Source organism: Solibacillus isronensis, assembly GCF_900168685.1.
Lineage (GTDB): Bacteria > Bacillota > Bacilli > Bacillales_A > Planococcaceae > Solibacillus > Solibacillus isronensis_A.
In genome coordinates this window covers 649967-675750 of sequence record NZ_FVZN01000014.1, presented here as the reverse complement: position 1 = coordinate 675750, position 25784 = coordinate 649967, and the positions used below count along the sequence as shown (strand labels likewise).

The 25784-nt window shown below is 34.6% G+C and carries 22 protein-coding genes; all 22 read right to left on the bottom strand.

Translation table 11 applies throughout. The annotated features are described in order from the left end of the window. Positions 1-14: 14 nt before the first annotated feature. Positions 15-1553, bottom strand: coding sequence for an oligosaccharide flippase family protein (locus B5473_RS11890; RefSeq protein ID WP_079525407.1), 1539 nt, complete (start codon positions 1551-1553; stop codon positions 15-17). A 30-nt stretch (positions 1554-1583) separates the two neighbouring features. Then, complete coding sequence (locus tag B5473_RS11885) at positions 1584-2732, bottom strand: polysaccharide pyruvyl transferase family protein (RefSeq protein WP_079525405.1); 1149 nt, start codon at positions 2730-2732, stop codon at positions 1584-1586. Between the two features lie 81 nt (positions 2733-2813). Further along, positions 2814-3839 carry a GDP-mannose 4,6-dehydratase gene (locus tag B5473_RS11880; RefSeq protein WP_079525402.1) on the bottom strand — a complete coding sequence of 342 codons (1026 nt, stop codon included), beginning with the start codon at positions 3837-3839 and terminating at the stop codon, positions 2814-2816. Next, the gene (locus tag B5473_RS11875) at positions 3820-5190 is read right to left on the bottom strand and encodes a UDP-glucose dehydrogenase family protein (RefSeq protein WP_079525400.1); all 1371 of its coding nucleotides are present in this window, start codon (positions 5188-5190) and stop codon (positions 3820-3822) included. Before B5473_RS11875 ends, B5473_RS11880 begins: the two co-directional genes overlap by 20 nt. 189 nt (positions 5191-5379) lie before the next feature. Then, positions 5380-6699 carry an O-antigen polymerase gene (locus tag B5473_RS11870; RefSeq protein ID WP_079525398.1) on the bottom strand — a complete coding sequence of 440 codons (1320 nt, stop codon included), beginning with the start codon at positions 6697-6699 and terminating at the stop codon, positions 5380-5382. A 101-nt stretch (positions 6700-6800) separates the two neighbouring features. Next, positions 6801-7796: a glycosyltransferase family 2 protein gene (locus B5473_RS11865; RefSeq protein ID WP_079525396.1), complete on the bottom strand. Its 996-nt coding sequence runs from the start codon at positions 7794-7796 to the stop codon at positions 6801-6803. A 34-nt stretch (positions 7797-7830) separates the two neighbouring features. After that, positions 7831-9012 carry a glycosyltransferase family 4 protein gene (locus B5473_RS11860; RefSeq protein ID WP_079525394.1) on the bottom strand — a complete coding sequence of 394 codons (1182 nt, stop codon included), beginning with the start codon at positions 9010-9012 and terminating at the stop codon, positions 7831-7833. Position 9013: 1 nt separating this feature from the next. Further along, complete coding sequence (gene wecB, locus B5473_RS11855) at positions 9014-10138, bottom strand: non-hydrolyzing UDP-N-acetylglucosamine 2-epimerase (RefSeq protein WP_079525392.1); 1125 nt, start codon at positions 10136-10138, stop codon at positions 9014-9016. 4 nt (positions 10139-10142) lie between these two features. Further along, positions 10143-11252 carry a capsular polysaccharide biosynthesis protein CapF gene (locus tag B5473_RS11850; RefSeq protein WP_079525390.1) on the bottom strand — a complete coding sequence of 370 codons (1110 nt, stop codon included), beginning with the start codon at positions 11250-11252 and terminating at the stop codon, positions 10143-10145. A 14-nt stretch (positions 11253-11266) separates the two neighbouring features. Next, positions 11267-12304: a polysaccharide biosynthesis protein gene (locus tag B5473_RS11845; RefSeq protein WP_079525388.1), complete on the bottom strand. Its 1038-nt coding sequence runs from the start codon at positions 12302-12304 to the stop codon at positions 11267-11269. Positions 12305-12325: 21 nt separating this feature from the next. Then, positions 12326-13537, bottom strand: coding sequence for a glycosyltransferase family 4 protein (locus tag B5473_RS11840; protein ID WP_079525385.1), 1212 nt, complete (start codon positions 13535-13537; stop codon positions 12326-12328). Positions 13538-13540: 3 nt separating this feature from the next. Next, complete coding sequence (locus tag B5473_RS11835) at positions 13541-14158, bottom strand: acetyltransferase (RefSeq protein WP_079525383.1); 618 nt, start codon at positions 14156-14158, stop codon at positions 13541-13543. Then, complete coding sequence (locus B5473_RS11830) at positions 14155-14799, bottom strand: sugar transferase (RefSeq protein WP_079525381.1); 645 nt, start codon at positions 14797-14799, stop codon at positions 14155-14157. Before B5473_RS11830 ends, B5473_RS11835 begins: the two co-directional genes overlap by 4 nt. Beyond that, positions 14799-15914 (bottom strand): DegT/DnrJ/EryC1/StrS family aminotransferase, encoded by a 1116-nt coding sequence (locus tag B5473_RS11825; protein ID WP_079528671.1) that lies wholly within the window; start codon positions 15912-15914, stop codon positions 14799-14801. The genes B5473_RS11830 and B5473_RS11825 overlap by 1 nt, the downstream gene beginning before the upstream one ends. 1121 nt (positions 15915-17035) lie before the next feature. Beyond that, positions 17036-17407: a type IV pilin protein gene (locus B5473_RS11820; protein ID WP_139377727.1), complete on the bottom strand. Its 372-nt coding sequence runs from the start codon at positions 17405-17407 to the stop codon at positions 17036-17038. Positions 17408-17590: 183 nt separating this feature from the next. Beyond that, positions 17591-18469: a UTP--glucose-1-phosphate uridylyltransferase GalU gene (galU, locus tag B5473_RS11815; protein ID WP_079525377.1), complete on the bottom strand. Its 879-nt coding sequence runs from the start codon at positions 18467-18469 to the stop codon at positions 17591-17593. Positions 18470-18523: 54 nt separating this feature from the next. Continuing rightward, on the bottom strand, positions 18524-20368 hold the full coding sequence (locus tag B5473_RS11810; RefSeq protein ID WP_079528667.1) for a polysaccharide biosynthesis protein: 1845 nt from the start codon (positions 20366-20368) through the stop codon (positions 18524-18526). Positions 20369-20399: 31 nt separating this feature from the next. Further along, positions 20400-21164, bottom strand: a complete 765-nt coding sequence (locus B5473_RS11805) for a tyrosine-protein phosphatase (protein ID WP_079525375.1) — start codon at positions 21162-21164, stop codon at positions 20400-20402. A gap of 46 nt (positions 21165-21210) precedes the next feature. Further along, a complete protein-coding gene (locus B5473_RS11800; protein ID WP_079525373.1) occupies positions 21211-21924 on the bottom strand; it encodes a CpsD/CapB family tyrosine-protein kinase in 714 nt (237 codons plus the stop codon). A 4-nt stretch (positions 21925-21928) separates the two neighbouring features. Further along, complete coding sequence (locus tag B5473_RS11795) at positions 21929-22708, bottom strand: YveK family protein (RefSeq protein ID WP_079525371.1); 780 nt, start codon at positions 22706-22708, stop codon at positions 21929-21931. A gap of 176 nt (positions 22709-22884) precedes the next feature. Then, on the bottom strand, positions 22885-23679 hold the full coding sequence (locus tag B5473_RS11790; RefSeq protein WP_079525368.1) for a hypothetical protein: 795 nt from the start codon (positions 23677-23679) through the stop codon (positions 22885-22887). A 123-nt stretch (positions 23680-23802) separates the two neighbouring features. Then, positions 23803-25569 carry an S-layer homology domain-containing protein gene (locus B5473_RS11785; protein ID WP_079525366.1) on the bottom strand — a complete coding sequence of 589 codons (1767 nt, stop codon included), beginning with the start codon at positions 25567-25569 and terminating at the stop codon, positions 23803-23805. Positions 25570-25784: the final 215 nt, after the last annotated feature.

The following is a 25784-nucleotide window of genomic DNA, read 5'->3' as shown; positions in this document are numbered from 1 at the left end:
TTTATATTACATTTCTAGGTTTTATTTCTAAACCTGAATTTAACTGTTGTTTTTTTAATTGCTCTAGCAAATGATATAAATAATTCTTTTTCAAATTCATTTAAACCGTAAAACCATAATAATAGAATATAACTAATGGAGAACAACACTATCTTAAAGATTAAGAATAATAGACTATTCTGTGGTATTATAAAGTTTATTCCATAACCCACAACTAGTGAAATCACAACTGGCATGGTCATATATAGAATATTCTTCCAAAAAATTGGTATATTAATACCAATTCTACGATGATAATAAATATTCATTATAATACTGTTTCCTATTGTAAGAGAAAATCCAGTACCAATTGCAGCTCCAATTCCTCCAAAGTGCTTAACTAAAGGAATAGAAATTAGTATATTTAACACTGCAATCAACATTAAAACAATGGATCTAAATCCTTGTAGATTTTTAGCCCTTAAAATAGATAAACCTGTGTTTTGTATTAAAGGTATAGTCAATGGAATCAGAATAATCAACACAATGTAATAAGCACTGTCGTAATTACTTCCAGCCCATATATTTATAAAAGGTTGTCCAAATAAAATAAAACCAATTAGTATATAAGCCATAATTATATATTGTACTCTTCCATACTTAATCATTAATCCTGTTAATTTTTCGTTATTAGCATTATTTGCGACCATCATAGAAACCATTGGCAATAACAATCCACTTATAGAAGTAGAAAACTGTAAATAAAGTTTAATAAATAGCATACCAATTGCATATACTGCAACAGCTGCTGTATCAGTAAATATACCTAATATAAACTGATCTGTATTCCAATTTATCTGGTCAACGACAACTCCTAAAAATACAAAAAAGGAATACCCTAATATTTCCTTTAATAATTTTAAGTCTATCTTTCCGAAATAGAAGTTTATCTTTAGATGTTTAAAGCAATAATAAACATTGAATAATAGACAGGAAATGTTCACTATTGTGGTAACAACAACCATTGATACAGATCCATAGCCTAAGAAAAGAATAGGTAAAGTTAGAAAAGGAATCATTATCGAGCGAATAATTCCAACAGTTTTAACAGTTATAAATCTTTCGTATGCCTGCATAATAGAACCAAAAACAGCTAATGGAAATGATAAAGCAAAGTTAATAATTAATATAATCACCATTACTTTTGCCTTTTCTAATTCTAAGGTTGTCAGACTCTTCCCAAACAGACCTTCTATAGTATTAAACAGAATAATACCTACTAAAATAGTTAATACACCAATAAGAGAATATAGAATTAAAAACATTCCATTTAACTTTGATTCAAATTGTTTGTCACCTATAGCTCTGTTTCTAGCAGTGTACCTTACTATGGCATTTCCCAGCCCAAGATCTAAGATACTAAAATAAGCTGCAACAGAACCTATAAGTGCATATAGTCCATACTCTGTTTGCCCCAGTAATCTAATCATTATTGGAGTATATAACAAAGCAATTAAAATAGTTACAAATATGGACAAGTATGATAAAATTGCTCCTGCTTTCAATTGACTCATTTGCAAAAACTTCTTTCTTTGGTTTTCATTTTAGAATTCATCAACACTCAATGCTGTTTTCAGATAATTCATTGCTTTGTTACGTTCTGCCTCTAATATTGGTCCTACGTGGGAATAATCCACTTCAAAGATTTGTTCATTTGTTTTTATATTTTTTGCTAATCTTGATTCCAATTTAAACGTTGATAATAAAGTATCAATACGCGAGTTCATGGAGGGTAATTTGCCATCTCTATCGAATACAATAAATGGTGTATTAAACAAAATAGAGAACACACATCCATGGAAGGAGTCTGTTAGAAACACATTTGCAGAGTTAATATAATTTATAAATTCCCCAGGTCCTGCCTGATATGCAACTTGATTAGATAATTGTCCTAGATTAACGATTTCTAAATCATTTTTCTTTGCAATTTCTAAGATGATTTTCTTTTTATCTTTTGAAATTCCACCTAAAAAGTATGTCAGTAAATATTTCTTAGGCTTATTTGTCGGTATTTTAGATACAGATAGCCATTTTTCTTCTGTTAACATCAATGTAGGATCAACTAAAACAGCGGCATCTCTGCCTGTTAAGTCTTTAATGATTTTAGCACCAGCTACTTCTCTTACAGATACATGCTCCATTTCTGACAACCATATCTTATAGTTTCTAACATAATCCGCAGGGATTTCAGATATTCCGAAACTTGGGGCATAAGCAATTCTCTTCTCCTTTGGAGCAAATGTTAAAAAGTCAATTGAGGATCCTTTTCTAAAGTTCGGATTCCATACTTGGTCGCTTCCTGTAATAAAATAATCATACTCATTTGCTAAATCAACCGGGACATTATCTTCAAAAATTTTAAAATCTGTTTCTTTTATATATGACTTGGTAAAACCTTTAAAGGCCTTTAATCTACCTAAATAAATTCTTTTATAAAAAGTACTTTTTATTTTTAAATTTACACTTTTATTTAAATGCATGAAAAACTCATTAAATGACTTATTCTTTATTATACTGATTTTACTTACTGCTTTGCTTAGTTTATTTTTTTCATTCTCTTTAATATTACTGGTATTTACTATTGTTTCCACACTATATCCAAAAGACTTAAGTACTTCTTGGCTTGCATAATTTTGCAATCTATTCCCATAATTATTATAATCATTTATTGTTAAAATCCCTATTTTTTTCATGCTTACCTTCCTTAACACCTTTTTATATCAATCTTCTTTCGATACACCATAGTTATAATTGAGATAAGATTTTTCTAGAATTTATTTTTGCTTATTATATCCCACATACCAATCAGCAAATTTCTGGAGTCCTTCTTCAATCGAAGTCTCCGGTTTAAAGCCCACAGCTTTCTGCAATTGATCTGTCGAAGCATAAGTTGCCGGTACATCACCTGGCTTAATTTGTTCAAAGATCTTCTCAAATTGTACTTCTCTACCTAAAGCCTTACTTAAAGCTTTTTCTAAAGTTTCAATAAACACCATCAGTTTCTCAGGGCTGTTGTTTCCAATGTTGAAGACTTTATGTTGAACATCACCTTCAGGTGGATTGCTTAATAAGCGTTCAATCCCCTCCACGATGTCATCAATATAAGTAAAGTCCCGATAAAGGTCATTTTCAAAATCACCATTATTGAAAATCTTAATTGGCTCACCATTAAAATACTTATCTGCAAATCCAAAGTAAGCCATATCTGGTCTACCCATAGGACCGTAAACAGTAAAGAACCGAAGTCCCGTAGCTGGAATCTTGTAAAGGTGGCTATAAGTATGTGCCATTAATTCATTTGATTTCTTAGTCGATGCATAAAGTGATACTGGATTATCTACAAAATCTGTTTCCTCAAAAGGAACCTTTTTATTAGCACCATAAACTGAACTAGATGATGCATATACAAGATGGTCCACTGGATTGTATCTGCAGGCCTCAAGGATGTTATAAAAGCCAATGATATTACTCTGAATATAGACATCCGGATTCTCTATTGAATACCTTACTCCCGCTTGAGCTGCTAGGTTAACTACAACATTAGGCTTGTACTCTTCAAAGGTTCTCATTACCATATTCTTGTCTGATATGTCGCCTTTAATAAAGGTGAACTTCGCATAAGGTTCCAAATTTCCTAAACGAGTATGTTTAAGATTCACATCATAGTAGTCATTGACGTTATCAATACCAATCACCTGGCAACCCTGTTCTAGTAGTTTTCTAGACAAGTAGTATCCGATAAAACCAGCTGCTCCAGTGATTAGATATGTTTTACTAGGATCAAGAGTTTTGTAATTCAAGATTCTTCGACTCCTTAACAGCTGTTCTAATTGTAGGTTTTCTTCCAATTGAGTGATACTCTACCCCTGCTTCTTGCATCTCTTCAACACGATAAATATTTCTACCATCGTATACTAGAGGTGTTTTCATCAGTTTCTTATACGTTTCAGGTGATAAAGCTTTTACTTCTCCCCATTCAGTAAAGATAAAGCAAACATTGGCACCTTCTAAAGCATGCTCGATATTGGAAACATAAGTAATGCTACCTTTCCCGCTCTTACCTTCTGGGTGAACTTTAGCAAAATTATCTGATCCAACAGGATCAAATGCAAAAATGTCTGCACCTTGTTCTAATAATAAAGGTACATTTTCAAGAGACGCAGCTTCTCTCAAATCGTCCGTTCCTGGTTTAAATGTTAAACCTAGCACAGCTACTTTAAGACCATTAAAGGTAATAAGCCTTTTACTAGCTTTCTTATATAGCATTGTTTTTTGCTCTTTATTTACATCAATAGCTGCTTTAACAGTTTTAAGTTCATATCCGTTTTGTTTAGCAATATACTCAAGTGCTTTAGTATCTTTAGGGAAGCATGAACCTCCAAAGCCAATACCAGCATTTAAGAACTTACTTCCGATACGCTCATCAAAACTCATCCCTTTTGCTACATCTTGAATATCCGCTCCAACAAGTTCACATAGATTTGCAATATCATTCATATAAGAAATTTTAAGGGCAAGGAAGTCATTTGAAGCATATTTAATCATCTCAGCAGATCTTCTATTCACTGAAACAATCGGTAAGTGAAACGGTTCATAAATTTTTGTTAATAATTCTTCAGCCCATTTACTTTCTGTTCCAATAATGATTCTCTCAGCATGAAGAGTATCATGAACGGCAGATCCTTGCGCTAAGAATTCAGGATTTGACGCTACTTCTACTTTCACATCATTGACTAAAAAGTCCTGAATAAACTGATCCACTTTATCATTCGTTCCAACTGGAACTGTCGATTTAACTACTACTAGACAATCTTTTTCAACCGATTCAGCAATTTGTCTAGCAACTGTAGCAATGTATGATAAATTTGCAGAACCATCAGGTTGTTCAGGTGTTCCAACACCAATAAAAATTGCATCTGCATCCCTATAAGCCTTTTTATAATCAGTGGTATAATCAATTCTGCCTTCTTCGTAATTTTTCTGCATTAACTCTTCCAGACCTGTTTCATAGATAGGAGAAATACCTGACTTCATTAAGTTTACTTTATTAACATCTATATCAACACAGGTTACTTCATGACCAACTTCAGCAAAACAAACACCTGCGACTAAGCCAACATAACCTGTCCCCGCTACCGCTATTTTGTACATAGCTACACCTTCCTCTACTCTTTGGTTCTTTTCATTTATCCCTATCGTTTCTACAATTTTAGAATTAAATTCACTTAATAAAAATGGTATGTTTTAAAAATCTTTAAACATTGGCACTTTAATAACCAGCTTTAATAACTCTAATTTTTCAGTAATAATCCAAATGTTTCATCACTCTATTTTTAAATTTTAAATTTTAATTCTTCTATAAAAGACTTTTTCAACCGTTAAGATAATAACAATAGGTATTATGGAACCTAAAATTTCTTGATTAGAAAATCCAAATTTAAATATTATAAACTGATATAAAATTATTCGATAAATGCTGTAGTTGTGCTTAACCATATTAATATATATTTTTTGATAAATATAACCTAATAATATTGAGCCAATAATTAAACCTATAACTCCAAAATTTGCATACATTATTCCCGAAGAGGAAAATGGAACTGAAGATTGGTATGGAATTAGTTTGTATGGAATTGATGGTTCTACATCGTACCCGTGCATTAAGTTTGCTAAATACACTCCATCATCAGAGGGTGGTTTAGCAGGGAATAGTGTTCTTGGGATTGGTGTATATAATAAGTCAATATAGTTGCTACCTAACCATTTTTCACTTTCAATAAAATAGCTATAAGTAAAAACATCCTTATCAACACTGCTTATTTCTTCAAATATAGCATCAACATCTTCAGCAGCAGATTTAATCCATTCTATTGGATTACTATATAAATTCTTATTATCTTCAAATCTTAGCATTGGCATCATAACAATAAAAAGAACGCAGAGTAATATAACCCCAAATATCTTTGGTTTTAATATAGTTGATAGAGAAATTTTATTTGATCTATAATTGATAATAAATAACAATGTTATGATAGCTTCTAAAAGAGGAGCTCTTGCACCAAAAGCAATCAATAGAACAGCTCCAATTAAAAACATAGAAATTGTCATAATCAAATACTTTCTTTTATTACTTTCAAAATAGCAATCAAGCATCAATGATATCCCTATAACCATCAGTATTTCCAAACTGTCTATATATGAACTCCCACTTAACATAAAAGACCTTTTATCTAAATTACTCCAAATATAAGCTAAGCCGCCATTAACATTTATTAAATATAGTTTTGATAATGCCCCAACACTGAATAGCAATATTGCTATTGTTTTTTTATAGGATTGACCACTGGCATTATTGCCATTATTGCTATCTTTTCTAGAGATAATTTGTCCGGAATTAATATTATTAAAGATTATCATTGAAACATTTATAGTTAATACTGCTATTATAGTAAACACCAAATACAAAAAAATACCAGAATCCGTTACTGGTTGACCATTATAAATAATTTCATCGATAGTTATTAACCTTGGAACGGTTATTAAAAACATCCAAAGATTAAAAAAGCATAGAGGTGTTAAAAGATCTTTCTTTTTCAAATATCCTATTAAAAAGCCAATAATATATATATTTGATAAAATAAGAGCAGCTAATATTTGCACAGTTTAAAATACTCCTTTATATGACTACAATATTGCTTTAAAGTAGTAAATCCCTTCTTATCAAGGGACAGAAATAATATTGTTATAGTTTATAGATTTTTTCAATTTAAGCGTCGCTTGTTTATATAAAGGAAAAACTTCTTAGAGATATTAAATGTTTTATAAGAAAAACATAAAACATTAATTTGTGCCATTCTTTTATTCCCAATATATTTACTTTTTCTAAGTAACCAATGGTTTCGTTTTAATGTTTTAATCCATATTTTCATTGTTTTTTTTATCATCGTATCCGTATTTATGTTATCTGATCCAAACATTACGTATTTATTAATTAGGTTAAAATAGGATATATATAGTCTTATCTTTGCATTTTCTATTAATGCTGGATAATAATCCTTTACATCCTCAATTACTTTTTCCCATTCACTTATCATATTAAAATCCTTCATATTCAATGGACTACGTGTGGTACTTATCTCACCTAAAAAGTAACAATATTTTTGGGAATCCGATACAACCATTCTTGTTGTTTTCTTAAGAATGCTATACATCAGAAAAATTTCTTCATGTATTTTTCCTTCTGGAAACCATATATCGTTAAATAAAGTCCTTTTATAAAGCTTATTCCAAACGGACAACATATCAGTTGTTAGGTATAAATCCATTATTTGGTCACCTTTATAGACCATAAATTCATTTTTATTCAATGCTTTATTCGCTTCGTCTTTGTTTCTAACATTTATTCTTTGGCACATTGAAATATCACAACTCGTGTTTTTTAAATTACCATATAAAGATTCGTACATATCAGGTAGAATCCAATCATCACTGTCCACAAAGCCAACATAATCTCCTGTCGCAGCCCTTAACCCTATGTTTCTTGCCGATGATTGACCTCCATTTTCTTTATGGATTACTTTAATATTGCTATATTTCTTTGCATAAGTGTCACATATTTCCCCAGATTTATCCGGTGATCCATCATCAACAAGAATAATTTCAATATTAGAATAGGTTTGGTTAATTAAGCTATTAATGCAACGATCAATATATTTTTCAACTTTATAAACAGGTACAATAATACTAATTTTATCCATAAACCTTTGAACCCACCCTCATTCAAACTTAATATTATTTGATTGATAGTTTTTTTAACTTCACGTAAAACTCTGTTCGTCGAAGTTCTAATTTATCAATTGTGTACATTTTGGCTTTTTTTATATTCTTTTTGCTCATCTCTTCTAGTTCGTCAGGTGAGTCAATCAAATGAATAATCTTACTTGTAAAACCCTCTACATCAAGTGGATTGAATAAGTATTCTTCATCCAATAGTTCTGGGATTCCGTTTACCGGGGTTGATAAACATGGTAAACCAACTGCCATTGCTTCTATTACAGCTCTCGGTAAGCCTTCTGCTTTTGTTGGAAAAACAAATATATCAGACTGTAAAAGAATATCTCTTACTTCTTGCTGGGTCGAAAGTAATCCTGTAAATGTTACATACTCCTCTATCCCCATATTTTTTGACATTTGCTCATAAAATTTTCGTTTACTACCATCACCTATGAATATTATATTTATATCATAATGCTTTTCTCTTAAATTTTTTAATACCTTTAATAAAGTTTCATGTCCCTTAATATCATTGTTGATACTATTAGCGGTATGAACTATTGTAAAATGCTTTTTGGTATTACCATAGATTCTAGGTTTGGTTAAATAGGAAGATGGCAAATTTATTGTAGAATAATAACTTTCAAAGTGTTCTATTGTTTCACCATATTTACTAGCAAAAGAAGGGTATTTGCTTTGTAAGTAGAACTGAGTCACGTATGAAACTCCATTTGCACTAATAGCTGATTCCTTAAGTTTTTTAGTATACATTAACTGGGCAATTTTATTTGAACTGTAAGCATCAAATGGATCGGCAACTATTTCTAGAGCATACGGCTTCTTTTTTCGTGCATAGTATTTTAGCACCATAGATGCAGCAACAGATGGCAATCTGAATAGTGCACAATCTGCATTTTCTACTGCTTCTTTAGCTGCTTTACTAAACAAATAATAATTCAAGATATATTGTTTCATTCCACTCATAGATGGCAATTCCACTACTCGTAAGTTTGGGCCATCAACTCGAAGATACCCGTCTACTTCACTTAACTCTGCAGACTTTACTCTTGAAACAACCGCTACCTTTTCGAACACTTTTAAATAACGTAGCCAAAAGTCATATTCATAAATTGTTTTACACCAATATTTACCATCCGGTGTCTTTAGAAATAGTGAATCAGCCGCAACCAATAGTTCCATTTTATTTCCCCCAAACAACTCTATTCACATAATCTGTATATGATAAAATAATTCTCAATACTTTATCAGAAACATTAGGCATACTGTAATCCCCAACAAATCTTAATGTATCATTTTCTTGTAAATCTAATACTTCAAGTCCTTGTAAGATCCTTTCTTTCGTTAAACCTACCATCATAACTGATGCTTCTTCCATTGCCTCAGGTCTTTCATGGGCTTGTCTGATATTAAGCGCTCTAAATCCAAGAATAGAAGATTCTTCACTAATTGTTCCACTATCACTTAGCACCGCTTTGGCTTTAATTTGAAGTTTCACATAATCATTAAACCCTAAAGGCTTCATAGTCTTCACTAATGGGTTAAACTCTACTTCTTTAGCTTCTATCATTTTTCTAGTTCTAGGATGTGTACTCACAATCACTGGCATTTTAAATTTTTCAGCAATCGCATTTAAACTTTCAACTAAATCTAAGAAATTAGTTTCTGAATTAATGTTTTCTTCTCTATGAGCTGATACTACAAAATAATTTTCTTCTTCTAGATTCAATCTTTCTAATACGTCTGAGTCCTCAATATCACCTTTTCTAGAGTTAAGAACTTCAAACATTGGGCTACCTGTTTTAATAATTCTATCTGATGGGAATCCTTCTTTTAGTAAATATTCTCTTGCAATATCACTATAAGTTAAATTAATATCAGCTGTATGATCTACAATTTTTCTATTCGTTTCTTCAGGCACTCTTTGGTCAAAGCATCTATTTCCTGCTTCCATATGGAAAATAGGTATGTGTCTTCTCTTTGCAGCAATTGCAGTTAAGCAGCTATTTGTATCACCAAGTATTAAGAATGCATCTGGTTTCACTTCTTCCATAATAGGATCTATTTTAACTAATATATTTCCTATAGTTTCTACCGCTGTTCCAGTAGCTGCATTGAGAAAATAGTCAGGTTTTTTCATTTTAAAATCTTTAAAAAAGACTTCATTTAATTCATAATCATAATTTTGTCCCGTATGGACAAGAGTATGTTCAATCGCATTTGACTCTTCTAATTTATTTATAACAGCCGACAATCTTATTATCTCAGGTCTAGTTCCAACGACTGTCATTACTTTTAACTTCTTCATTAAATCATACCTCCACAAAATAAGTGTCTGGGTTGTCTGGGTCAAAACATTCATTTGCCCACATTACTGTTATGAGATCACTTTCTCCTACATTTACAATTGAGTGTGTATATCCGGTCGGTATATCTACTACTTGTAGTTTTTCTCCACTCACACTATACTCAATAACTTCCTCAGAATCTATCCTTCTAAAACGAATTAAACCTTCTCCACTAACAACTAAAAATTTTTCATTTTTAGTATGATGCCAATGGTTCCCTTTAGTAATACCAGGTTTTGATATATTTACGGAAACTTGCCCTCTTTCAGGTGTTCTCAGAAATTCTGTAAAAGAACCTCTATGATCAGAATTCATTTTTAGATTATAAGAAAACTGATCTTCTGGTAAAAAGCTTAAATAAGTACTATAAAGTTTTTTTGTTAATGAATCTTCCATATTAGGAATACTTAAGTTTGTTCTGCTTTCTTTAAAGCTCTTTATAAGGTCAGCTAATTCTCCAAGTTTTATATTATGTGTTACAGGTACAACACAGTAATCATCATGCATAGTTGGCTTTCCCTCAAGAGCTCGGAAAAACTCTTCCAATACATCATCTATATAACAAAGATTAAGCTCTGCATCGGGATTGTTTATCTGTATATCTAAGCCCCTTGCTATATTATGACAAAATGTAGCTACAACGGTATTGTAGTTAGGTTTACTCCACTTTCCAAATAGATTAGATAATCGGTACACATATACTTTTGCATCAGTTTCAAAGTAGTAATTAAAAAGTAATTCCTCCCCAGCTTTCTTGCTTCTTCCATAAGGATTATCCTTTTCTGCTTGAATAGAAGAAGTAAGAAGAACTGGAGCTTTATTGTCATATTTCTTTAGTAGATCTAGTAATTGAGAAGTTGAACCAAAGTTACCTTCCATAAATTCAACTTCATCTTTTGGTCTATTAACTCCAGCTAAATGAAAGACAAAATCACATTCTTTTGTATATATTTCAAGTAGTGAAGGTTCACTTTCTCTGGTAAACTCAAATATATCGTTAAATCCCCTATTTTTAAGCTCTGCAATAAGGTTTTTTCCAACAAAGCCCTTTGCACCTGTTACGAGAATCTTCATAAGTAAAACCACCTTTAGTTCATTACATGAACCTTTTTATTCCATTCTTTTAATGCACTTTGTACATAATCCAACTCTAATAACTTCTTCTTAATTTCTTCCACAGTTAATATTTCTGTATTAGAAGAATGGTACTCTTCTAATGTCGACAATCTACTGTCACCATCTTCAAAGTATTTATCATAATTCAAGTCCCTTTGGTCAGCCGGAACACGGTAGAAACCACCCAAATCTTCCGCTACAACATACTCTTCCTTTGTGAGTAGAGTTTCATAATGTTTTTCTCCATGTCGAGTACCAATTACTTTTATTTCATTATCTACATCAAATAATTCCTTAATAGCTTGTGCTAAATCACCAATTGTACTTGCTGGTGATTTCTGAACCATAATATCTCCAGCCTGTGCATTTTGAAAAGCAAACACAACTAGTTCTACTGCTTCTTCAAGACTCATTAAAAACCTTGTCATTGAGGGGTCTGTAACTGTTAATGGTTGTCCATTTTTAATTTGTTCAATAAATAATGGAATAACCGAACCACGTGATGCCATTACATTTCCATATCTCGTTCCACAAATTAGGGTTCTATCTGGTGATACAGTCTTTGATTTTGCAACGAATACCTTTTCCATCATTGCTTTAGAAATGCCCATTGCATTGATCGGGTATGCTGCCTTATCAGTTGAAAGACATATAACCTTTTGAACTCCATATTCAATAGCAGCGGTTAAAACATTATCCGTACCAATTATATTAGTTTTAACCGCTTCTAATGGGAAGAACTCACAGGAAGGAACTTGCTTCAATGCTGCAGCATGGAAAATATAGTCAACACCATGCATAGCATTTTTTACACTAGCCAAGTCCCTTACATCACCAAGATAAAATTTCAACTTGTCATTTTTATAGAGTTTTCGCATATCGTCCTGTTTCTTCTCATCACGAGAAAAGATGCGTATTTCCTTCAAATCCGTATCTAAAAATCTTTTCATTACCGCATTACCAAATGATCCAGTACCACCAGTTATTAGTAAAGTTTTATCCTTAAACATGTGTGTACCTCTCTTTTCGTTTTATTTAAAATGACTCATAATAATTTCATACGATTCTCTGCTTGTATAGTGGGTTTCCAAATAATTTCTAGCATTAACGCCCATTTCTTTTCTTAATGCCCTATTACATAATTGCTGTAATTTATAATTAAATTGTTCAACACTACTACTCTCACACCAAAGACCAAATTTTCCTTTTTCAATAACTTGACCGATATCTGTGTTCACATCTGTTGCTGCTAACACAGGCATTGACGCTTGCATATATGAAAGTAGTCTTGATGGGAAATTCGGTATTGTAAAGCGCTTATCTAAGAAAATTAGTCCAACATCACATGAGTTTGCAAGAATTTCATAATCCTCTTTGGGAAGTTGAGCAAATAACTGAGCATTCTTGATCTTTTCACAATCAAAAAACTCTTTAAGTTTATTAAACTCAGTTCCTGAACCAGCTATTACAAAATAAACCTGTTCATTATCTTTATTTGCCTTTAAACACTCTATTAAAAAATCAATACCTTGTGGTTTACCAAGGTTTCCACCGTAGATGAACACAGTACGGTCAAACGGAATCCTATATTTTTCCTTAATTATTTTTACCTTTTGTTGATCTTTCTTAATTGCTTTAGGTTCAATACTATTAGGACATACTTCAACTATGTCAGGAGAGATTTCAGGATTTTGTTTTAATAAAAACTTCACATTTGCTTGAGACATACACCCAATATAATCAGAGAGTTCATAAAGCCTTTTTTCCTTGGATTTAAAATATTTATATAATAAACCGCCGACCCCAGTTTTTTGTATCATCCCAAGGTCTACAGCATTTTGTGGGAATATATCCTTTAATAATAGATAGGTTATAGCATTATCTCTCTTTTTCACATAATCGATTGCCTTTTGCAATGTTATTGGAGGGGTTGTATAAATAACTAAATCAAATTTAACATCTGAAAAGTAATCTCTAATTCCCCTCTGAAATTTAGACTCAAGAGTAAGAGTTGAAATCCCTTTTTCTATTACATTAGTTTTTTGTGTGTTACCTATTTGTAATTTCAATAACTTATAGTTGTCATTTGCGATTAATCTCGTAGATTGTTGTTTTCTCTTTTCAGTTGGCGAAATAATATATACTTTATGGTTGTCTTTTATAAACTCTCTCATTAGGTCTGTATATATACCACTTTCATCAAGTGTTGAAAAATCTAATAGTGTTAAAAATAAGATATTCATTTCCTAAACTCTCCTAACTGGAACACCAACATAAACACCAGGTTCGGTTATATCCTTAACCACAACAGAACCAGCACCTACCTTGCATCCGTTAGTGATGGTTATATTATTACTTACTACACTGCCGATACCTAACCAAGATCCTTTTCCAACTTTGACCGTGCCAGCTAAATGTGACCCTGGTGATATATGAACAAAATCATCAATACAGTTATCATGGTCTATTGTAGAACCAGTGTTGATAATGCAACCTCTACCTATTTTAGTACAGCAGTTAATGACTACTCCTGCCATTACAGCTGTCCCTGTACCTATATCCACTTGATTTCCGATTACTGCTTTAGGGTGAATTAAATTAGGAATATTGGCACCAAATGTTTCAAGCATTTCGTGAATCCTTTGTCTTGTAGTATTATTACCAATACCTACAAATATTTCGTACTCATCTATATGTGTAAAAACATCTTCTGAAGTCCCAATGACTTCTAAACCCATTGATGATTTGATGCTCTTGTCGTCATCTAAAAAAGCAATACTCTGCCATTTATTCATTTTTATTGCAATTTCCGCAACAACTTTTCCGTGGCCGCTAGCACCAATTATTAAAAGTTTGTTTTTCATATTTCCATTCTTTCCTTTTCGGTTCCCTTAAAAGGCTCAATTGTTGAAGCAGTTTCTGAATTAATACCCTCTCTAACGAAAACCTTTTTTATGGTCAAAAATATTATCTTCCAATCCTCAATGAAACTTACATTGTCCACATACTCAACATCGAGATTAAATTTATCTTCCCAACTAATCGCATTTCTACCACTAACCTGCGCCAAACCAGATAGCCCAGGTCTTACTTCATGACGTCTTTTTTGATGATTGTTATACAACGGTAAATACTGCACCAATAATGGCCTAGGGCCAATAATGGACATATCACCCCTCAAAATATTAAAAAGTTCCGGTAGTTCATCAAGAGATGTAGAACGTAGCAACCTACCAAACTTCGTCAACCTAATACTATCAGGTAATAACTCCCCTTTATCATCTTTCTCATCAGTCATAGTCCTAAACTTATACATCATAAAAATCTCTTCATTAAGCCCAGGTCTCTTTTGCTTGAAAAGAACAGGGCTACCTAATTTCATTCTCACAAGAATTGCAACTACTAGAAGTACCGGACTCAGAACAATAATAGCTATTAAAGAAAGTATAAAATCCATCGGTCTTTTTACAAACCTTCTATAAATACCACCTTTGGAATTATTCATTACTTAAACCACAACCCCTTAATAGTCTCCACAACTCTTTCTAAGTCCTCATCCGTCATCTTCGTATCAGACGGCAAACAAACCCCATTCTCAAACAACTTTTCCGATATACCTTCACCCACAAAATCATACTTTTCAAAGTATGGTTGCAGATGCATAGGTTTCCAAACCGGCCTTGACTCAATATTCTCTGCTTCCAATGCATTAAATATATCAATTGGTCGTACTTTACCAGTCAACGTAATCGAACTTAGCCAGTAATTTGGTTCATCCCATTCATTATTAGGCATAAACTCAACGCCTTCGAGTCCACCAAGCTCTCTCTTATAAAACTCTAAGATATAATTCTTCTTCGCTACTCTTTGATCTAAAACCTTGAGCTGTCCTCTACCAATACCAGCAACCACATTACTCATCCGATAATTAAAACCTAATTCGCTATGTTGATAATGCCTTGCTTGATCTCGGGATTGAGTGGCCCAAAATCTTGCCTTAGCAATTCTCTCTTCATTGTTAGAAACAAGCATTCCACCCCCAGAAGTTGTGATAATCTTGTTTCCATTAAAAGAGAAGATACCATAATCACCAAATGTCCCAGTATGCTTACCTTTATAGTAAGTACCCAAAGACTCAGCAGCATCTTCTATTACCGCTACATTATATTTCTTGCAAATCGCCATAATCTTATCCATATCAGCGGATAAACCATATAGGTGAACAACAATAACTGCCTTTACTTCTGGATACTTCTCAAATGCCTCTTCTAATGCCTTAGGGCTCATATTCCAAGTTTCATAATCGCTATCTATGAATACAGGAACTGCATTTTGATAGATGATTGGATTTGCAGTAGCAGAGAAAGTAAGTGTTGGACAGAATACAATATCTCCTTCTCCGACTCCTGCTGCTTTAAGAGCTAAATGAATAGCAGCTGTTCCTGAAGACAGTGCTGCTGCAGCTTTAGAACCAACCTTCTCTGCAAGCTCTCTTTCAAATCCATTTACGTTTTCACCAAGGGGAGCAATCCAGTTTGTATCAAAAGCTTCCTTAACATATTGCATTTCATAACCTTCATCACTCATATGTGGTGAAGAGAGGAATATTCTTTCTTTCACTTTTGTCGATTCCATTTTCTAGACTTCCTTCCCTAGTTAAGTTAATATTTTAGTAGATTAGGACTTAATTAGAAGATCTACCCTCCAACCAACTACTAAACCACTAAAATTGTTATCTACTACTGATAGCCACCTCGTTACCTCTATGCAACACATTTACGCAAAATTGCACCCTCAGGTGATTATACTAAATAGATAAAATCAATATATTGTGTTCATTTTATACTTTTTCACGAAATTTAATACTACATATTGTGTTTTATCTATATCCGATACACACCTCGCATTTAATATCCAATATGCGAAATGGATAAAAAAATCAACATATAGTATGTTTCGGAATTTTAAAACACACTTTAATACTACATATTGTGTTTTGTTATCTGATTACGATACTCACCTCGCATTGAATATGCAATATGAGAAATAGATAAAAATATCAACATATAGTATGTTTTTCCGTTAAATACCTAATTTAAATACTACATATTGTGTTTTGTTATCGATTTCCGATACTCACCTCGTAATATCTATTCAATCTACCAAGCAAATACGAAATAGATATTCACTCCATAATCACTTCAAACCGAGTTTCTTCCTATTATATATACCATTCAATCAATCTATAAATCTCACTAAAAACGCCTCTAACCCTTATCCCACAAGGCTTCCAGCATCTTATCTGATTACGATACTCAGTTCCGAGGTTTTATTCAATCTTTTTTCCAATTTCAGGAATTCGAAAAGCCCGTCAAATCAACGTTTTCAAATTCAGAGTTTCCAAAAACTAGGTAAAAAGTGACCGTTTTATCTTTTTATACTAACAAAATGGTACTATGTTATATAGATAAAATCCATATATTGTATATTTAACGGATTTTTCGTTAAAAAACATACTATATATTGTGGTTATCTAATAACAATAGTGACTTCCGCAACACCATTCAATAATTACAGTTCCCATACTTTAATTTCCGTTATGTCAAGTTACCTCATATATTTACCGATTAACACCTATATTGTCCATATTTCATAACCGCCTCTAATACTATCAGTTTTAACCCATCAAAAGAAGAGCCATATCGATTTTTCTGTTGCTTTTTATTACTGAAAGACTGCCCTCACAACCAAGGCACTTCATCTTCAGGTTTATCATTCACATCATCATGACTATGAATATCACAAACAACTTCGGCATTTAAATATGTATACTTGCCACCAGCAGGGCAATACATGTCATGGTTTAAACTACTAAACTCCGCAAACAAAACATCAGAAGTCTCAACACTTTTCAGTACAAGTTCCATTTTATAAAGTCGCTGTACTTCTAACCGATTCGATTCGCAAACCGATTTTTCGGCATTTTCAATTCTCTCTAAATACGCCGGTATGGCAATGCTGGCAAGAATACCAAGTATGATAATTACGGCAAGGACCTCCACTAATGAAAAACCTCTTGTACAACATCGTAATCGTCTCTTAATTTCTCCCATAACTTTGCCTCCCCTTTCAATTTGCATTTTACATTAAAATACATACAGGGCATCTAACCCATCCTCACACCATACCCCTGATGACAACAAGCATCTAAGGTGGCGCATGACACGCCACCCACAGCATAACCGAGTGCCTTCATTGATAAAGGTAAGAAGACATCACCCAAAATAAATCATTCACTATATTATAGCACTCTTTCTCACTTTATCTTCCAAATATACCAGCAATTGTTCGCGTATTTCTTCGTTCTGTAAAGCAAACTCAATCGTCGTCGTAATAAAGCCTAACTTCTCCCCAACATCATAGCGCACACCTTCAAAATCATACGCATATACTTTCTGAGTTTCATTCAGCTTTTGAATCGCATCCGTCAGCTGGATCTCTCCACCTGCACCTGTCTCCTGCGTTTCTAAAAAATCAAAAATTTCCGGTGTTAAAATATAGCGGCCCATAATCGCCAAGTTCGATGGCGCTTTTCCTGGTGCCGGTTTTTCAACAAAATTACTCACTTCATAACTTCTGCCTTCTGAAGAAATTGGATCAATTATGCCGTAACGGTGTGTTTCGTCATCTGGTACTGTTTGAACACCGATTACTGAAGAACCTGTTGCATTGTACTGTTCCATTAATTGCTTTGTACACGGTTCTTCCGCACGCACAATATCGTCACCTAAGAGAACAGCGAACGGCTCGTCCCCAATAAAGTTTCGCGCACACCATACGGCATGTCCCAATCCTTTTGGTTCTTTTTGGCGGATATAATGTATCTCGACTTTTGAAGATTGATTAATCTTATCTAAAATTTCGAATTTCCCTTTATTCATTAAGTTATCTTCTAATTCAAAATTGCGGTCAAAATGATCTTCAATCGCTCGTTTCCCTTTACCTGTAACAATAATAATATCTTCAATACCCGATGCAATTGCCTCTTCCACGATATATTCAATTGTTGGTCTGTCGACAATCGGCAGCATTTCTTTCGGCATCGCTTTTGTCGCTGGTAAGAATCGCGTGCCAAGTCCAGCTGCTGGTATAATGGCTTTTTTAACTTTTTTCATTTACTACACCCTTTCCGAATGCGAATATAATCTATGTTCTAACTAGGTTTTAATTTATTCAGTTGCTGCTACATCCATATGCATATCGGTAATCACTTCCCACCGACCATTTGCTACAGCAATGACTTTTTCTTTCGTATTAGAAGTATCTTGATGTTCAAGATCTGCTAAAAACAGCTCAAGTTGATTTGACGACATACAGTTCGCTTTTCCGACATGAATTTTCGGATACACATGTTCTTCCTGTATTTCATCCGGACTTAATAATTCTTCATACATTTTCTCGCCTGGTCGGATACCTGAATACTCAATTCCGATTTCATCTTCCTTATATCCAGATAAGCGGATCAGGTTTTTCGCCAAGTCCGTAATATACACCGGTTCACCCATATCAAGCACAAATACTTCCCCGCCGCGTGCAAGTGCACCTGCCTGCAATACAAGACGGCTTGCTTCCGGAATCGTCATGAAATAGCGCGTCATTTCCGGATGGGTTACAGTAACCGGTCCTCCTGCAGCAATCTGTGCTTTAAAGCGAGGCACGACTGACCCTCGAGATCCTAAAACATTTCCGAACCTTACTGCCGCAAATGTCGTCTTACTTTGTGTAGCCAAGTTTTGGACAACCATTTCCGCAATCCGTTTTGTTGAACCCATCACGTTCGGCGGATTGACGGCTTTGTCTGTTGACACCAGTACAAAGCGGTCGACACCGGCTTTATTTGCCGCATCTGCAACATTTTTAGTACCAAAAACGTTATTTTTAATAGCTTCTAATGGATTTGCCTCCATGAGCGGTACATGCTTATGTGCTGCCGCATGATAAATGGCATTCGGTTTATACGTTTGGATCACTTCAAAAATGCGCTCGCGGTCTTGTACATCCGCAATAACAGGGATAATTTCAATACCCAAATCTTTATATTGTTCCGTCAGCTCCATATGGATTAAATAAATCGAATTTTCTCCATGTCCTAGTAATAATAGTTTTTTCGGCTGGAATCTCATCACCTGCCGGCAAATTTCCGAGCCGATCGAACCACCGGCACCTGTTACTAAAATCACTTTATCCGTAATGCCTTCAGAGATTGCCAGCATATCAAGTTTTACTTCGTCACGGCCAAGTAAGTCTTCGATATTGACTTCCTGCATATCGTTTACCGTTACTTTACCTGTCAGTACATCTTCAATCTTTGGCATAATTTTAACGGTTGCGTTTGTAGTTGAACAGCGCTCAAATAATGCTTTCATCTCGCTTTTTGCAAGTGATGGGACAGCTAAAATAATTTCCTGGACATCTTTTTTTTCAACAATTTTTTCAATTTCACTTGTTGTGCCTAGAACACGGTAATCCACCAATGTTAAATATTTTTTATTCGGATCATCATCCACATAGCCGACAATTTTATATTCTGAGTACTCATTGCGGCTAATATTGCGTGCGAGAATCGTACCTGCCTGACCGGCACCGACAATTAACACACGAATTGCTTCACCATCAAATTTTATTTTTCTTTTTTCATGTAAAAGCCTTAACAAAAAGCGGGAGCCGCCGATCATAATAATATGGAGCAGCCATGTAATTGCGAGTACGCGGAAATAAATGTCTCCGTTAATGACCTGCTGCATGATCATCGCCATCACTACGGAGATTGTTACAGCAAATCCGATAATGAGGAGTTCTTTCACCGATGCAACAGACCACATACGGCTGTACAGTTTATAAATGTTCGCGACAATATGATGGGCGATCAATAGCGTAATCGCACTGATGAATAATGTTTTGTTCGTATACATATCAACTGTCGGGTGCAGCAGCCAGTAACTAATATAAATGGCCGTTAATACAATGACAGAGTCGAGTATAAAAAATACTGCGTATCTTCTTCGATAGTTCAATTTTCCCATAACCTTTCTATATGCTATTTCTTCAGAAAATAGACCACCATTTTTTAGAACTAATTTCCTGAGGTTCATATAAGATAAAATTCTTATTTTCAATGATTCTTGCGTTATTTTCCAAAAGCATATCTACTGCATCTAACTGTTTCTTTTTTTCTAAATATATAAGCCCTTCATCAAATAGAAATGGGCGAGTTGTCAAGTTATGAACATCTGAACCATACGTATGGACCAGATTTGCTTTCACTAAATCGAGTGAAAGTTTTTGAATATTTTTCCCGAAATGCCCCGCAAGGCTTCCGGCTGTAATTTGCGCCATCGCGCCTTCCCTTACAAGCTCTTCCAGCTTGCTCGGTCGTTCGGCGATTGCTTTATTGCGCTCTGGATGAGCGATAATTGGGATGATTCCATTTGACTGAAGTTTAATCACGATATCTTTCGTAAATCTCGGTACGGTACTGGACGGTAATTCCAGTAGGATATAGTTGGAGTTTGCCAGAGTCAAAGCTTCCTTTGTCTCTGTTAATGTGACAATATTTTCTGCTAAACGGACTTCCTGACCTGCATGAATTTTTAATGGAATACTGTTGATTTCGACCTGTTCTTGGATGGCCGTAATCTGCTCGAATACTTGTTTAGCTGAAACATTGTATTGTGGATGAAAACTGTGTGAAGTTGCAATGATTTCTGTAATCCCTTCGTCTACGGCTTTCTGAAGCATAGTCAGTGTTTCATATAAATCTTCGGGTCCGTCATCGACACCAAACAATATATGACTATGTATATCGATCAAATGTAATGCCCCTCTTCTTGATGTTGATTTCGAGGGGCTATGTCTCTTATTCTACAGCCCCGTAATACTGATAATAGTAATGATTTTTGTCGATCGCATAATTATTCAATACCGCTCCGATGATATTTGCTTTTGAAGCGATCAGCATTTCTTTTGCTTTTATGACATTTTCCTTCTCTGCTTTTCCTGAATTGATCACTAAAATCGTACCTTCGCATTTATTCGATAAAATTTGTGCATCGGTTACCGATAAGACAGGTGGTGCATCAAAAATGACCATGTCAAATTGACCTTTCACTGTTTCAATAAATTGATCCATCGTTTTGGATGCGATCAGTTCAGCAGGGTTTGGCGGAATCGGACCACTTGTAATGATTGACAATCCTTCAATGTCTGTCTTATGTGCCACTTCATCCAACGTATGCTGTCGTATTAAAACCGTTGAAAGTCCTTTCGTATTCATTATATTAAATGTGTGGTGGGTTGTTGGCTTTCGCATATCCCCATCAACTAGGAGTACCTTTTTTCCTGACTGGGCATAAACAACGGCGATATTGGAAGCGTTTGTCGATTTGCCTTCACCAGGTGTGGATGAAGTAACGACAATTGTTTTTAAATCTTTGTCAGGCATTGAGAAATTGATATTTGTCCGAACCGTTTTAAACTGCTCGGATATCATCGATTTTGGATTGGTATGGGCGATGAGTTTCCTTGCTAATGTTTGTGGCTGTGATTTTTTGCGCTTCATTTTTTTGAACATACACTCACACCCTCACTTTATCTTCATTCAATTTTGTTTTTGTTTTTGATTTTGTTTGTACCCGGCGTCTTGAAGCTCTTCTCGCCTGCTCTTTCCGCATTTCTTCCGGATTTATTATACCAATAACACCAATAATTGGCAAATCGATAATTTCTTCTACGTCTTGTTCTGTTTTTACTGTCGTATCAAGATATTCTAGTAAAAAGGCGATTCCTACGCCAAGCATTAAACCGATGACTAATGCAATGGCCACATTCAGCATTTTATTCGGCTTAATCGGATTCGGATTATCCAAATAGACAGCCGGTGATAATACATTGACATTATTCACATTCATCAGCTCGGGTACTTCTTCTCTAAACACTTCTACCACTTGGTTTGCTATATCAACAGCTACGTTATAGGTTTCATCTGTTACACTTACATTTAAAACTTGAGAATTATTTGCATTTGAAACCGTAATTTTCGAAGCAAGCTGGCCGGGTGATAACGGTAACGCTAAATTTTCTGCTACAATCGATAATATCGCAGGACTTTTAATGATCTCATTATATGTATTAATCAATTGTAAATCAGATTGAATATCGGCTGATGTCACTTGTTGGGCAATATCTTCTTTTTTCTGGTTTACCAGTACTTGTGTCGTTGCCTGATAAACAGGTGTTAACACATAAAAGCTGATGATTGCTGCAATGATACCGGCAAGTACTGTAAGTGAGATAATTAATGCGGCTCGCTTTTTTAATGTTTTGAATATATCCTGTAAGCTAATCGTTTCTTCCAAAAGTGTCCGCTCCTTTGATTTTAGTAGTCCTATTATATAATAATAGACGGAACAGTTACATAATCAAACTGTTAAGAATCGTGTATTTCTTATGATTTTCTTATAAAATAAGCCAAATTTTTGCCTTCTTTTTAAAAAAGTTTGCAATACAGGAATCGTATTACAAACCTTTATGACTATCTAAAGCTCATTGCTTTATCCATTAAATCATCACGTAAAGCTTTTTTTGTCGCTTTGTATTCTTCCATAAATGTTTGGGCATAGGATTTGTCAAAGCCATTCGCCTGCAAATCTTTCTCCACAAGACCGACTACTGTCTTCACAGTTGCATCAGTAGACGACTCAAGTGCATTTGCGGCACCCATATATTTTCTGTAAAAATACCCGTACTTGATCGATTCGCCATTTTTCTTTTTTGTTGAGTATTCATTGTAAGCCTGGCTGATTAATCCGTTAATACGGTCACGTGCCTGGTTCTCAATCATTGAGAATGTCGGTGTATACTGGGCTTTTATCGTCGATACCATTACTTTTTCTTTTGGAGACGTAGAGCTACCCGGTTTTGTTTGCTGATTAGTCGACGCTGTAGTACTGCCTACAGTATTGGTGTTCGTACCGCTAGTTGCAGTTGTACTGTTTTTTGCGTTCGAACTTGTAACAGTTTTCGAGCCCGTAGTTACTTCTGTTGTTTCATCCGATTCGTTCGTTGTGCCCGTAGAATCTGATGGTTCTTCGCTTCCAGCAACTTTATCCGCTGAATTATCTGCTTTATTATCGACAATATTACCATCTTTGTCGACAAGTATGACACTGCCATCCGGTAGTGCTACCTCAAACGTTTCTTCTAATAAAGCATCTACCTCAGTATCTGCTGTATCGTAGGATTTAAATTTTAATTCGTATACTAGGTAGCCAGCAACGCCCAACACAATCACTGCTAGAGCAATTAAAACATATTTAAGTTTTTTCATCTGCGATAGCCCCTCCACAGTTTTTATATCCAATGTTTGAATTTTTTTACATAATCCAGTTATCAGTTAAATTCCCCAGAGCATTCGCCCTAGGGAATTTGAAAGTATGGTGATTATTGATCTTTATTTAATTAAGTTAACCGTAAATTGTCGGCTTGGACTGTTTGTAAAGTTCAATGTGACCGTTCCAGCACCAAAGTTAGCGTTATCTAGTACAGTCCAAACAGATTGTCCTGCATCAAGGGCAGCGATTGCACTGATTTGGTCATCAGAAAGCCCCATAGATTCTAATAAATCTCTAGCTACCGCTCTAGGGTTGTCATCTAGAGTATAAGTAACTCCATTAATTGTTACATCTCTTAATACACCAGTAGTACCAGTTTCCTTCAGGCTATCTAAAAATTCAAGAGCTACTGCTTCTAAATCAAACAATGTAACATTTGAAGTAGTTGTAAATGTTACTGCTGCTGTAGTCGCAGTCACGTCTTGGATTCCAGAAGCACTTTCTATATTATTTAAATTCGTCACTAATTGTGATAAGAATGTCTCTACTGGTGTCGGTGCTGGCGGTGTACCCGGATCTGTCGGTGGTGTTACCGGTGGCGTTACCGGCGGTGTCACAGGTGGCGTTACAACTGTGCCTTCCGGATCTTTTACAGTAACCTTCTCCAATTGTGTTTTTACTGCTTCATAGTTTGTTACTACATCTGCTAAAGTTTTGCCTTTTTCAAGAACTACAGTAGTAAGGGTTGTACCTTCACCGATTGTAATTTTCGCATCACCTTTAACTTCAACTGTAGTAACAGCCGTATTAGTTAATGTTACAGCTGCATCTGCTGCTACTTCTAAGCTAGCAATCTCAGAACCTGTAATTGTTGCTGAGCTGCCTGCTGGAATTTCCAGGCTATCCGCTTTTACATTTACTAATGTAAGACCTTCTGCAGCTGCTTCCACTTCAGAAATATTAAAACCACTTGGATTGAAAGTTGTATTGTCTTGTACTAATTTTAACGTTTTGATGCCTACGATTTGGCCTTCACCTTGTGCAAATATCGGTGTTGTTGAAGCTACTGTTTCAGGAGCATATTCCACAACAAGTGTTACAACAGAATCTTTTAATGCTGCTGCGTTTTCTGAATTAAATACAGCTGCTAATTCTGATGATACTTTGAAATCTTGGCCACCAATTTTAACTGTGTTGCCAACTACTGAACCTACAGTAAATACGCCTTCTTCAACTGTTGGTGTTCCTGGCGCTGGTGTTGCTGCCGCTTTTTCAGCACGCACAACGAATGATGATAATTGAGCACGTGTTACATTTGATTTCGCATCAAAGAACGTAGCTGTTTTACCTGTTGTTACGTTATTTGCATATAAGTCGGCAATATGTGCTTTATATTGGGAGTTTTGAACATCCGTAAATGGAAGTTCGTCGCCATTTGAAGTTAATTTAAATGCAAGGTCAATGATTTTAGCCATTTGACCGCGTGTCAGCATATCGTTCGCACGGTATGTACCGTCTTCGAAACCGTTAATAATGCCTGCATTTGCTAATGCCGCAATCGCACCGTAGTTAGAGTTTTTCGTAGAAATGTCTTTGAAGTTAGGGTTTTTAACATTTTTCGTATCAAGACCGATGATTTCTGCAATAATATGAGCTGCATTTCCTCGTTTGATAGAATCTCCCGGACGGAATTTGCCGTCTTCGTAACCGCGGATAATACCGCGCTCCGCTAGATTCATAATGTTTTCATAGTGTGAGTTTGTTTCTTTAACGTCTGGGAAGCTGACCGCTGCATGCGCATTTGGTGCTACTGCTACAACTGCACCAGCTGCTAGAGTGGTAGTTAATGCTACATTGAACATTTTTTTATACGTTTGTTTTTTCATGTATAAACCTCCATTTTTTTATCAAGATATGCCGATTATAGCATAGCGATTTGAAAGGTGGAAATATTTGCACAATTTTCTTTTTAAATAATAATATAATACTATTTATAATACTTCATATTAATTTAATTTCAATATAAATTTAGCAATTAAATAGCATTAAGAATTATTTTATAAGAATAAATCACTATGTTACGAACTGATTAATTGTACAA